Below are 12822 nucleotides of genomic sequence, written 5' to 3'. Positions count from 1 at the left end.
CCGCACATAACAGGACCGCTGCGACGACCCCATTTTAAATAATTTTCATGGCAGCCTATGCATTGTTTATGATAGGCCATCAACAGGGGCACCGGGATATCCTTTTTTAGTTTCTCTTTATGGCAAATGGCGCATTTGCTGCCTTGGCCGAAGTTCCTGTCAGAGAACACATTAAAGTCGTGGTGGCAGACTCTGCATCGCAGAAGGGTTTCATGTAAATAGTGATCAAACCTAACCGGCGGCTGATAGTATTGGCTGAACCCCCTGCTTTTCAGTTCCATGATCCCTTCCTGAACTTCTTCCTCCTGGGACCACGCCGGCCATGTGAATAGAATGCCAATAAAAACGACCGCCACGATGAGATGCAATTGCTGCATGAGCCTCACCCCTGATGAACTCATATATACACCTCTTTATAAAATGGAGCTATTACAATTTTTTTAAGGAAATTTTCTAGTTGTTACTTTGTATCGGATGCCGATATTATTTTTCGGACCCACTTTCAGGTCTTGAGTGCGATGACTATGCCTGCGTGATCAACTGTATGTATCTTGAGCAAACTATACGCTTGCAGGATTTAGATTTCAATAAATAGAGAAGGAATCGAATAGGTACACACTGCAAATCGTCACTCCTTGATTAAACGAGGCTTTTGCAACTATATCACTTCTTTAATAAATCAGCTGCTATATATAGTGCTACAAAGTGTTGTACTGCAATGTGTTAGTCTATAGTAAAACTTTTTATTAACTTTGAATCAATAGTATACCGGTTTTGAAAAAGCAACATTTTTTTCCAATCAAATATTGATGAACTCGTAAAAAGTAAAAATTTCCTTTTACGGGATGATCTTTTCTCTGGTATCTAGGGTATTTTAATTTTGAATTCGGGTTAGGGGTCTTTTTTGACCCATCTCACTTCCTATGTGGGCGCGGGGCAGGAAAAACAACAGTATGTGGCTTAGTTTGGTAAACGGGATAGCGATCAGCATGATCTCTCCGCTAAGAACGTGAACGATGACCCAGAACAGATAGCCTGAAAACTGGTGATAAGCCAGAAAGCCGGTAATAAACGGAGCTGCTACAATGGCTAAAAGCAAATAGTCGTATGCTGTTGTAATCAACCTTACATCAGGAAGCGCAATGCACCGGAGAATAAAAAAAACCACACAAGCAATCAGAATAATTGTCAAAATATCAGCCGTGCTTTCTGAAATTGTCCAGAAACTTACACCCCATCTTCTTTGCAGGATGACATTATGGGCCACCAGAAAAATGGGGGTGATCAGCAGGCATATATAGAAAATAAAGGCCACTATAGTAATAACAGGTTTTTCTCTCATGCTGCGGCTGCCAAAGGGAACCAACCAGCGGAAAATAGAATTAAGGGACCATTTGAGATCCAGGTGGTTAAAAACTAGCTTGTCCTTCTCTTGGGCGAGTTTAACAATAAAAACAACTCTATAAATCATTCCCCCAAAGAAAATTCCAAAGGCCAGCCAGGCCAGCGGCCCGGTTACAAATTGATACATTTTCGTCTCCTTAGGATATGAGATCGAGGAAGGCTATTTCTCGTCTTTTTTAGTCAAGAAAAGGGATAATGTCAATCCTCATTTTTAACAAAGGCTATTATTTTAATTGAAGCTTTCGGCCCTACAGGGCCGAAAGTTTCAACTCTATACAGTCGAATCCCCTTCTTTGCTTGACATATAATGCTTGTTGACTTAATAAACCATGTCATTTTTATGAATTCGCAATAGGTACTAAATATGTCAGCACCAAAATACCATTCATTTTTTGCAGTCTTTAAAATTATGGCTGTCGGCACTTTTTATATGTTAATTCCGGGTGCACCCCATATATCTTCGGCTTTAGACCACAGCGGTCAAAATTCCCAAATCAAGGCAGCGCAGCGTGCCGGCAAAGCGGTTGTGCAACTATATTTTTCCGACAAGGAAAATTCGTTTTTAATAGCCGAAGAACGCAAACTTGCTCATGCGACCAATCCGGTCCAGTTCGGCCAAACCATCATCGCAGCCCTGATTCAAGGACCCACAAAAGGGCTTAGGCGCACAATCCCGGCCGGTACTACACTCCGGGCACTTTTTGTTGCCCCGGACGGAACGGCCTATGTTGATTTAACGGCAACACTAAAAGATGCTCATCCCGGAGGTATTCAGTCAGAACAGATGACCATATTCTCAATTGTCAACTCATTGATTTTAAACATCCCTGAAATCAATGCCGTACAAATTTTGATCGACGGACGCGAATCGATGACGCTTGCCGGCCATATTGATCTGCGTTTTCCCTTTAAGACCAACATGCTATTGATACGATGAAAAAAACAAGCAACATAGACCGCATACGGAATATCGGTATCATCGCGCATATTGATGCCGGAAAGACCACTGTGACTGAACGCATACTGTACTATACAGGTCGTTCACACAAAATCGGTGAAGTCCATAACGGTGAAGCGGTGATGGACTGGATGCAGGACGAGCAGGAACGCGGCATTACGATCACCTCCGCCGTAACCACCTGCCACTGGAATCAAAGTGAAATACAGATCATCGATACCCCGGGACATGTCGATTTCACAATCGAAGTTGAACGCTCATTGCGCGTGCTTGACGGTGCTATCGGTGTCTTTTGCGCTGTCGGCGGCGTGGAAACCCAGTCGGAAACCGTCTGGAAGCAGGCCGACAAATATCATGTTCCAAAAATTGCATTTGTCAACAAGCTGGACAGGATCGGCTCCAGTTTCTTTGGAACCGTAGATATGATCAAAGAGAGGCTGAATGTCAATCCGCTGATCACGCAATTACCCCTTGGATCGGAAGACGACTTTATCGGCATCATCGACCTGATCCGTATGCAACAGATTGTCTGGGAGGAAGACGATTTAGGAGAGTCCTTTACAACCGCAGAAATCTCCCCGGACATTCTTGAAACTGCCGCAAAATATCATGAAAAGCTAATCGAAACTCTGGCTGAAGTTGACGATAAAATTATGGAGGCCTATCTATCCGAAGTCCCGATTGCTCCGGAAGATATAGTAACCGCCATCCGAAAAGCAACTATAGACTTGAAACTTGTTCCGGTTTTGTGCGGCAGTGCCTTGAAAAATAAGGGCATACAACCGCTGCTAGACGCCATTGTGCAATTCCTTCCAAGCCCGATCGACATACCCTCCATGAAAGGGACACACCCGGAAACAGGAGAAATCATTGAATGCCGGGCTAAAAGTACCGATCCGCTGGCCGCGCTCATTTTTAAAGTAGCCATGATGGATGGAAGGAAACTCTCCTATGTCAGAATATACAGCGGTAAATTGCAGGCCAAATCAAATGTATACAATCCCGGCCGCAAAATACATGAGAAACTCACCCGCATCTTAAGGATACATGCCAACAAGAGAGCGCGCATCGAAACCGCCGCTGCCGGTAGTATTGTCGGAATTGTCGGCTTAAAAAATTCTTCGACAGGCGAAACCCTGTGTTCAAGCGATCAACCGGTTTTGCTTGAAAAAATGGAGTTTTTGGAACCGGTCATCTCTGTGGCCGTGGAACCTAAAACCCATACTGACGAAGAAAAGTTAGATGAGGTATTGGAAAAATTTATTGCCGAAGATCCGACCTTAAAGTTCAAGAAAGACGACGATACCGGGCAGACGATCTTATCCGGCATGGGAGAGCTGCACCTTGAGGTTATTATCAGCCGCATGCAACGCGAATTCAAGACCAACGTCAATGTGGGCAAGCCCCAGGTCGTCTACCGGGAGACCATTGCCAAAGGAGCGGCGGGTTCAGCCGTCTTTGACAAGGAAATCTCCGGGCAGCGCCACTTTGGCGAAGTAAAATTAAAACTGAAACCTCTGCAGCGCGGCAGCGAAAATCGGTTCAGATCCGCAATCAGCGCAGAAACGATACCCGCTATTTTTATACCTGCCATCGAAAAAGGGGTGATGGAATCGTTGGAAAGCGGTGCCTTGATGGGCTATCCGGTAGTCGATGTTGAAGCCGTCCTCACCGGCGGCTCCTTTAAGGAATCCCTGGGCACGGAACTGGCCTATACTGTGAGTGCATCCATGGCATCCAAAACAGCCCTTGCAAACGGGCAGCCTTTTCTGCTCGATCCGATTATGGATGTGGAAGTCCATGTTCCGGAAGCTTTTGTGGGAGAGGTTATCGGGGATCTTAATTCCCGCAGCGGCAAAATCGAATCGATTGAGCACAAAATGGGCCAGCAGGTCATCAAGGCCTCTGTTCCTCTGGCCCATATGTTCGGCTACGCAACCGCATTGCGCTCCGCTACCCAGGGCCGAGGAACATTTAGCATGCAGTTCTCCCATTTTGACCGCAAATAACAGAGCGGAAAGAAAAATTTTATTTACGTCTTTTCCTGCTAACGCGATTTTGCTTTATCTTTACGGATCCCAATCAGCATTTTTTCAATTTTGGCCCTTTTTTCCGGATCATTCATCGTTTCCAAAGCCCTTTTCAAGTGAAAAGCAGCGTTCTTAAAATTTGAATCCATTTTGTAATAGATACCCAGGTAATAATGAGCGTAATCCAGCCTGCCCAGCTTACCATAGGTTCCACCAAGAAAATAATATGCCTTAGAATATTCAGAATTTATTGAGATTAGCTGCTCAAATGTCACTGCGGCTTCCTTTAGCCGTCCCGTTTCTATTTGAGTGCGTCCCAGATAGAAAAGTCTTTGGGGGCTATTGGGGGCAAGACTTTCGGCAGAACGCAGAATATTCAATGCTTCCTGATAGCGACCATCTAGAAAATAGATGCGTCCGAGATCCCTTATAATATAAGGATCAAATGCATTTTTTTCTAAAGCTGCCTTCAGGTGGTCAATAGCGTCGTTGCGGTTGCCGGTCTTTGCCAGGATTAAGCCGTAACCGTAATGCGCCAGGGAATTTTCAGGATGATTTTTTACATCTGACTCAAACCGTTTCAAGGCCGCATTTTCATCCCCGTAAGCAGCAACCAGCCAGGTATGGGTTCTTTCAAATGGGTAAGGATTTATGTTGGTTTGAACTTTTTCATGTTTTGCAAGCCATATGTCAATATATACCATCCGAGCTTCTGAAGCCGGGTGGGTTTGCAAATACGTTGGAATTTGTTTTGAACCAAACCACTGCCGGCTGCGCATCTTTTTCAGCATTACGAGCAACCCTTGGGCGCTATACCCGGCACGATTTAAATGCTCGAGCCCGACCTGGTCCGCCTCAGCTTCATCGTCGCGGCTGTAAGCAAGCGCAACTGATTGACCGGCCGCAAGAGTCCCCACGGTTACCGCACTGGCCGCCTCTGCGGCCCCACTGCTTCCCAGCAGCACACCGGCGACAACACCGGCGAGTGTTGCCATGCCAATTTTTTTGGACCGCTCGATTTTTTTGGAGATATGACGTAAAGACACATGCGCAATTTCATGGGCAATTACGCCCGCCAGCTCTTCCTCGCTCTCCATAGCCTCAATCAATCCGCTGTTGATAAAAATATGTCCCGCCGGGCTGGCAAAGGCGTTATAACTATCTTTTTTTATAATATAAAACCGATATTTGAATGGCTGTGGGGGAAGGACCGAAACAACTTTTTGACCGACATCGTTCACATAGTCCACAATGATCGGATCTTTTATCAATTTAAATTGCTTTAAAACGACCTTCAAAAACTCCCGGGATAGTTCTTCTTCCTCTCGAACGCTTATACCCGCCGCCCCTGGAGGTAAAAGCATAGCGGTGATTAATATCAATATGGTACAAATCGCAAATAAATGCCTGTAAAATTTCATGTACACCTCTGGCCGCCTATGTAAATATCCTGGCTCTCCGAGGCGTAGGCTCTACGAGCCGGAGGCCCAGAGGACCAGGCTTTGATTTCACCCCATAGGGTGCACCTATCTCAAATGTAGTAAGTTAAATTCCAAATTCCAAATATCAAATATCAAACAAATCACAATAACCGAAATTCAAAAATCCCTCCGGGGCGTAGGCCCGATGCCCCTACGGGCCGGAGGCCAAACAATGTCTCGGCCTGGAAGGTTTGGTCACCTGTCGAGAGCCTCGAGGTCGAACGATTGAACATTGGAATTTGAATTTTATTTGTAATTTGGTGCTTGGAATTTGTGATTTTAGACACAAAACTCCAAGGCAGAGCCAAATATCTCTGACCTGGCCCAGAGGACCAGGTTTTTTAGGACATAATAAAAATAATGGTTCGCTGACTATCATAGCTTATATCCTTTTCAAACATCAAGTTTTATGCTAAAAATACCGTCATGACCAATATTATATGTATAGCCAACCAGAAAGGCGGGGTCGGCAAAACTACCACGGCCGTAAATCTGTCTGCCGCGCTGGCTGTCTCAGAAAAAAGAACACTGCTGGTTGACTGTGATCCCCAGGGCAACGCAACTACCGGGCTTGGCCTCGACAAATACAATATTCATAACACCTTATATCATGGTATGATGGGGGAAGTTGCTGCCAAAAATCTCATTGTGAACAGCGCCATTGAAACTCTGAAAATCATTCCTTCGCGCGTGGAACTTATCGGTTTTGATGTCGAAATGCTGTCACAACCAAAACGAGAAATGATTTTAAAGAATCTTCTTGCCGAGCTTAAAGATGCGTTTGAATATATTATTATTGACTGCCCTCCCTCCTTGAGTCTGCTGACGGTAAACGCCCTGACAGCCGCCGATTATATGCTGATACCCTTGCAGTGCGAATTTTACGCCCTGGAAGGACTTGGGCAGCTATTGCAAACCATGAAACGCATAAAACACAATCTGAATCCGAAATTGAAAATTGCCGGGATTCTTCTTACCATGTATGACAAAAGAACCAACCTGTCCCGGCAGGTCGCGGAAGATGCCGAAAAATATTTCAAAAACCTGGTATTTAAAACCATAATTCCCAGAAACGTAAAGTTGGGAGAAGCGCCCAGCTTCGGAAAACCAATACTTTTTTATGATGCTACTTCGGTCGGGGCTATAAGCTACTTTGAGCTGGCCAAGGAAATCATGAACCAACACTCGAAAGCAAATTAATGGAAAAAGGGGAAAATAAAAAAGGGCGCGGCTCGGGTTCAAAAAAAACCAAAAAAAGGGCTTTGGGCCGAGGCCTTGATGCCCTCATTCCCAAAATCGAAGTAATTGAAGACCGTTCCAAAGAATATTTCCAGTGCGACATCGAATTGATCCGTCCAAACCGCTACCAGCCCCGCCTCAGGTTCCCTGAAGATGAGATGGAAGAACTGTCGCGCTCCATCAAAGAACAGGGCATTATACAACCCCTTCTGGTCAGAAAGGACCATACCGGCTATGAACTGGTCAGCGGTGAAAGACGCCTGCGAGCCGCCAAAAAAGTCGGGCTGAACCGGGTGCCTGTGCTCTTAAAGTCGATCACTGATTCCGAACTGCTGGTGATGTCCATCATCGAAAACGTACAACGACAAGATTTGAACCCCCTGGAAGAAGCCGAAGCTTACTACCAGCTGATCAGCGAATTCGATTTTACCCAGGACCAGGCCGCCGAACGCATCGGTAAAAGCAGGTCCGCTATTGCCAATTTCTTGAGACTGCGGCAGTTGCCCAAACCTATCAAGGCAAGCATAACGGATGGAACATTAAGTATGGGACACGCAAGGGCTTTGTTGGGTGCCGAGACACCGGCTCAGCAGAACTCTGCCTTCAGGTCCATTGTAGCCAAAGGGCTTTCGGTCAGGGCCGCCGAACGTCTAATCAAACGTTTAAAATTACAGAAGAAAAAAACGAAAAGGGTTCCGACCGATTCCGAACAAAGATACTTTTTAAGTTTGGAAGAAGATCTTTCCCGCCGCTTCGGCACCCGGGTACAGATCAAAAAGCAAGGGCAAAAGGGTACGCTTGAAATAAAATTCTACAGCGACGACGACCTTGACCGGGTTATAAGCTTATTAAAAAAAATCTAACCCATGAAAAGTCCGCCGAAGGCGGACGTTGCATAAAATCGCGGAGCAATTTTATATGTCGATTCACATTATCATAGATGGCTATAATTTGATCCGCCAATCCAGTTTTTTCAGCCCCATCGACCGCCGGGACATGCAACTCGGCCGGGAAACCCTCACCGAAACTCTGGCAGCATATAAAAGAATAAAAGGCCATAAGATAACCGTCGTCTTTGACGGAGCCCAAGCACCTTCCTTTTTCCAATCCAGAGACCAGATTAAAGGCATCAAGGTTAAGTTTTCCCGCAGCGGCGAATCGGCCGACAGCGTCATTAAAAGGATGGCCGCCAGGGAAAAGGAAAAAGCTCTGGTTGTAAGCTCAGACCTTGATGTTATGAATTTTGCTGCATTCGCAGGGTGTGCCACCATAACCGCTTTAAAATTTGAAGAAAAAATTGCAATGGCAACCTATATGGATGTCAATGGTATCGAAAGAGAAAATGAAGGCGGCTGGGTGCCTACAACCAAAAAAAAAGGGCCTCGTAGACGGCTTTCCAAAAAACAGCGCAAGAGTAGAATTAAAATCCAAAAACTATAGTTAATGAATTCGCAAAAAGCCGAATTATCAAGTAGCTTTTTGTTTGAAATACGCTAACATTAAAGATTAATGAATTCGTAAAAAGATCTCTTTGGGGGCTATTTACGAGATCAAACAAAAGGGCCAGACAAACATGTGTGAAACGAACGCATACCTGATTCAGGGTGATGAGAAAACACTGGTTATGGAAGCCGTTGATACGATTGAACCCGAAAATGGCGGTGTTAGATTGATTAGTATCTTCGGTGATCAGAAATTCCTAAAGGCCGGCATCCATGCAGTTGCACTGGCAGATCACAATATATTTCTAAAAGAACAGGAATAACAGGGTTTATCGCCCAAAATCGTAACCAGAAGAATATTTGCCACAAAGGCACAAATATCAGTGATTGCTGCCGAAACGTTTTACAATCTCTCGAATAATTTGACAAATCATAAATATTTGGTCACCCTTAGATAGCGTATTTGATAGCGCCTTTTTTGAAAAATTCTGAAGCCCGACGATTTTCTAAACCCTAACTTATTGAGACGTTACGACCTGCACGGCTAAGATGAAAATATTTATTGCCAAAAATGCAGGCTTCTGCATGGGCGTCCGCAGAGCCGTTGAAATGGTTCTGGACGCGCCAAATAAACATGAAGGCCCAATCTTTACCTATGGACCTCTTATCCATAACCCCCAGGTTCTGAATCTTTTAGAGGAAAAAGGAATATCCATCCTTCCTGAAATTCCGGATCGCGGTTCCGGTACGGTGCTTATCAGAGCCCACGGTGTTCCGCCTAAAGCCAAAGAAGATCTCAAAGCGGCGGGTTTTAAAATCATCGACGCGACTTGCCCGCGGGTAATAAAAGTCCAGACCATCATCCGCAAACACTCCCAACAGGGTTATGCTTCGATCATTATCGGCGACAAAAATCACCCGGAAGTTATTGGTCTGCTCGGTTTTGCAGGAGAAAAAGGATATGTGGTTGACAGCCTCGATGACCTGAAATACCTCCCGCCTTTTGACAGGGCGATCATTGTAGCCCAGACCACCCAGAACACGCAATTTTTCGAAAAAGTAAAAAACTGGGCCGCCCGGAAATCCCCTCGTTATATAATCTTTGATACCATTTGCAATTCAACTGCAAAACGCCAGGCCGAGGTAAGGCAACTGGCCGATGCCGTGGATGCGGTCATTGTCGTCGGAGGCCTCAGCAGCGGCAACACCAGGCGACTGAGCGAGATTGCGCAACAGACTGGAAAGCCGACATTTCATATCGAGTCAGAATCGGAACTCGATTCAAAGGTCCTTTCTTCGGTAAAAAATATCGGGATAACCGCCGGCGCCTCCACCCCCAACTGGATCATCAACAGAATATACCGAACCCTTGAAATACTGCCGTATACCAAAAAGCAAAGCTGGCGCAGGGTGCTTATTACCATCCAGCGCACTCTCCTACTCACAAACATTTATGTATCCATCGGGGCCGGATGCCTCTCCTATGCCTGTACCAAACTTCTGGGAATTGCCAACTTCTTTCCCCATGTACTCATATCTATACTTTATGTTCAGTCCATGCACATTTTGAACAATCTGACAGGTACCAAAGCGGACCGCTTCAATGACCCCGAAAGGGCATCATTTTATGATAATAACATGGTCCTGCTTGCACTGCTTGCTGTCATTGCCGGCGGAGCCGGCTTGGTGACCGCCTATACTCTGGGGGTGATTCCGTTTTTGATTCTTCTGGCCATGAGCATCTTGGGTCTTTCCTACAATCGGAGATTTATCCCGGGCTGGTTTACCGGCAACAAGTACCGGAGAATAAGAGATGTGCCCGGCTCAAAAACCGTACTGATTGCAATAGCATGGGGGATCGTCACCGCACTTCTGCCCTCCCTGTCCGGGCCAAGCAGCAGTCCGGGTACGGCGGCCGTCTTTTTGTGGTCGATCGGCCTGGTCTTTGTGAGAACAGCATTTTTCGACCTTCTTGACACGCAGGGCGACCGCATTGTGGGGAAGGAAACGATCCCTTTGCTGCTGGGAGAAAAGCGCACGATAAGTTTGTTGAAAGCGATGCTCGTTTTTGTTTTGGCTGCTTTAATAGTATCGAGTGCCCTGCACCTGACGTCAAACCTCGGGTTTGCCCTTGCAATCTGCCCCATTTTTGTATTTATAGTGCTTTCAGCCCACCAAAGAGGCCATATGCTGCCCGGGACCCGGCTGGAATTTCTGGTGGAAACCAACTTTGTTATGGCGGGTATTGTTGCATTTACATGGTCGGCGCTCATTGGTTAACGCTCTATCAATTTATCCATTTCTGGAGAAAGTGGCGCTGATTAACCCCAAAGGAAATTAGTTTCTTGATATTTCGATGGCACTATGGAATATTGCGCCTGCTTTCGCTGTACGGCCGACGGCAAGAAACATTTCCGGCGGTCTTTTAATGTATGAGGCTGTTAAAAAGGTACCAGGAGTAAGTTGTGAACAAAGTTCAAAATGAAAGTAATTGCAGTTCGGATTCGACTATGTTATTTTAACCCAAATTAAACGATTTTTTAAATTAGTGCCCATCCATAAATACATTTGAGCACTAAGTAGCAATAGCCATTAACGGGAAGCCAGTTATGATCGATTTAAACGAGATGACCGTACTGATCGTGGATGACATCATCACCATGTGCAAATCGATACATCGCATGATGAAGACCATCGGGTACGGGGACCAGTTTTTCTATGCTCATAATGGGAAAGAAGCTTTGCGCTTCCTGCGCAAAGAGCCCATCGATTTAATTTTGATGGACTACAATATGCCCGAGATGCAAGGTGGTGAAGCCTTAAGCATTATTCGGGATGACAGGATTTTAAGGGATATACCGGTAATTATGATTACGGCCCAGGCCTACGCAGATTATGTGGCCGAGGCGGCCGAGTCCTATGTTGATGCCTTGATACTGAAGCCCTTGACCATCAAGTTATTGGAGAACAAGGTTGCCGATGTCGTTGCCAAGGCCAACGATCCTCCTCCCATTGTCGCCCATCTTAAAAGAGCCCGGGAATTTGAAGAAGAAGGCGAACTGGATATGGCCATCCAAGAAGCCCAGCTGGCCATGGAAGTGGATCCGGATTCATCCCGAGCCATCCGTGAACTGGGCCATTTTCATTTAAAGAAAGATGACTTAAAAGAGGCTGAAAAGTGGTTGTTGCAGGCCGCCCGGATGAATGAAATGGATGTGATTGCTTTCCATAATCTTGGGGAGCTGTATCTCAAGCAGGATAAAATCGATGAGGCTCATCATTACTTTGAAAAAGCCATGGAAATCAGCCCGCGCCACCTTGACCGCGGGATCAATTTTGGCAAGACCCTGATCCAAAGGAAAATGGTCCCCCGGGCCATTAAGGTATTTACCCAGGCTTTCAAATTGTCGAAAGATCCATTAGTGCTAAAGGAGGAAGTTGCCGATTTTTGTTGTGAGAACGAAGCACATAATTATGCCGCCTCCCTTTTTGAGGATCTGATCAGTAAACTGCCGCAGCGGCCAGACCTTCTTTTCAAGCTTGGTAAGACATGGGAATCTGTGGGTGATGTCAAAAAAGCATTACCATATTTGATTGAAGCTGAAAAGAACGATGAAGAAAACCTGGAAATTAAATTCCACCTTGCCCGGGATTATGTAGCTATAGGCAAGCCGATTTGGGCTGAAAAAGCCTTGAAGAGATTGTTAAAGCTCGATGCGGACCACAAAGAAGCCCAAGAGCTTTTGAAAAGCTGTATTAAAATGTGAGGAAGCAGCCCATGGCAAATGCTAAAGAATTGCTTGAAGTTTTAATAAAAATTAATGCCGTCTCTAATGATCAGCACCTCGATTTCGGTGAGAAACTACAGCATATTATCCTTGATATTGTCCGGCACATGCGCGTCAAAAGCGGCTCTATCATGCTTGTGAAAGGCTCTCAGAACATTAAAGTTGTGGCCTCGACCAATACCGAATTGATCGGCATAAAGCAAAGTCTCGATCAGGAATCTCCCTCCTCCTGGGTTTGCATACATAAAGATATTTTGTATGTCGAAGATATTTCCACCAGTGATATTTTTCCGGCGCGTTTTGAGCACTATGAAGGATGCGCCTTGTTGCTGGCACCTTTCATAGTCAAAAATAAGGTTATTGGTATCATAGCGGTAACGGATAAGATCGGTGAGGATTATTTTCCCCAAGAGGAACAGAAATCCCTGTTAATTTTAGCGGGGCATGTCATCGGTGCTCTTGAAAATCAACGCCTGACAG

Annotated in this window: 12 protein-coding genes; 9 read left to right on the top strand and 3 right to left on the bottom strand. The window is 45.5% G+C overall.

What is annotated here, in order from left to right:
- A partial coding sequence (locus V3S16_RS09870; RefSeq protein ID WP_413884519.1) for a cytochrome c3 family protein occupies positions 1–401 on the bottom strand: 401 nt, incomplete at its 3' end.
- Positions 402–874: 473 nt separating this feature from the next.
- Positions 875–1531, bottom strand: coding sequence for a TmcC family electron transfer complex membrane anchor subunit (gene tmcC, locus V3S16_RS09865; RefSeq protein WP_413884518.1), 657 nt, complete (start codon positions 1529–1531; stop codon positions 875–877).
- Positions 1532–1768: 237 nt separating this feature from the next.
- Between tmcC and V3S16_RS09860 the strand changes: the two genes are divergently transcribed.
- The gene (locus V3S16_RS09860; protein ID WP_413884517.1) at positions 1769–2341 is read left to right on the top strand and encodes a GerMN domain-containing protein; all 573 of its coding nucleotides are present in this window, start codon (positions 1769–1771) and stop codon (positions 2339–2341) included.
- Positions 2338–4371, top strand: coding sequence for an elongation factor G (gene fusA / locus V3S16_RS09855; protein WP_413884516.1), 2034 nt, complete (start codon positions 2338–2340; stop codon positions 4369–4371). Before V3S16_RS09860 ends, fusA begins: the two co-directional genes overlap by 4 nt.
- A gap of 38 nt (positions 4372–4409) precedes the next feature.
- Here fusA and V3S16_RS09850 read toward each other — a convergent pair whose 3' ends face one another.
- Complete coding sequence (locus V3S16_RS09850; RefSeq protein WP_413884515.1) at positions 4410–5813, bottom strand: M48 family metalloprotease; 1404 nt, start codon at positions 5811–5813, stop codon at positions 4410–4412.
- Between the two features lie 486 nt (positions 5814–6299).
- On the opposite strand from V3S16_RS09850, the gene V3S16_RS09845 reads away from it, so the two are divergent.
- From V3S16_RS09845 to V3S16_RS09815, 7 genes are all read left to right on the top strand, one after another.
- Positions 6300–7073, top strand: coding sequence for a ParA family protein (locus V3S16_RS09845; protein WP_413884514.1), 774 nt, complete (start codon positions 6300–6302; stop codon positions 7071–7073).
- Positions 7073–7975: a ParB/RepB/Spo0J family partition protein gene (locus tag V3S16_RS09840; protein WP_413884513.1), complete on the top strand. Its 903-nt coding sequence runs from the start codon at positions 7073–7075 to the stop codon at positions 7973–7975. Before V3S16_RS09845 ends, V3S16_RS09840 begins: the two co-directional genes overlap by 1 nt.
- A gap of 55 nt (positions 7976–8030) precedes the next feature.
- The gene (locus V3S16_RS09835) at positions 8031–8552 is read left to right on the top strand and encodes an NYN domain-containing protein (protein WP_413884512.1); all 522 of its coding nucleotides are present in this window, start codon (positions 8031–8033) and stop codon (positions 8550–8552) included.
- A 133-nt stretch (positions 8553–8685) separates the two neighbouring features.
- Positions 8686–8877 carry a CooT family nickel-binding protein gene (locus V3S16_RS09830; RefSeq protein WP_413884511.1) on the top strand — a complete coding sequence of 64 codons (192 nt, stop codon included), beginning with the start codon at positions 8686–8688 and terminating at the stop codon, positions 8875–8877.
- Positions 8878–9103: 226 nt separating this feature from the next.
- A complete protein-coding gene (gene ispH / locus V3S16_RS09825; protein WP_413884510.1) occupies positions 9104–10834 on the top strand; it encodes a 4-hydroxy-3-methylbut-2-enyl diphosphate reductase in 1731 nt (576 codons plus the stop codon).
- 329 nt (positions 10835–11163) lie between these two features.
- Entirely contained in the window at positions 11164–12321 is a 1158-nt protein-coding gene (locus V3S16_RS09820; protein WP_413884509.1) for a response regulator, read from the top strand.
- An 11-nt stretch (positions 12322–12332) separates the two neighbouring features.
- Positions 12333–12822, top strand: a 490-nt coding sequence (locus tag V3S16_RS09815) for a GAF domain-containing protein (RefSeq protein ID WP_413884508.1), incomplete at its 3' end; no start/stop codon positions are given.

It is taken from the genome of Candidatus Desulfatibia sp. (genome assembly GCF_036446775.1).
Taxonomy (GTDB): Bacteria; Desulfobacterota; Desulfobacteria; order Desulfobacterales; family UBA11574; genus Desulfatibia_A.
The sequence above is the reverse complement of the archived record's forward strand: the minus strand, read 5'-3'. Positions and strand labels throughout refer to the sequence as shown.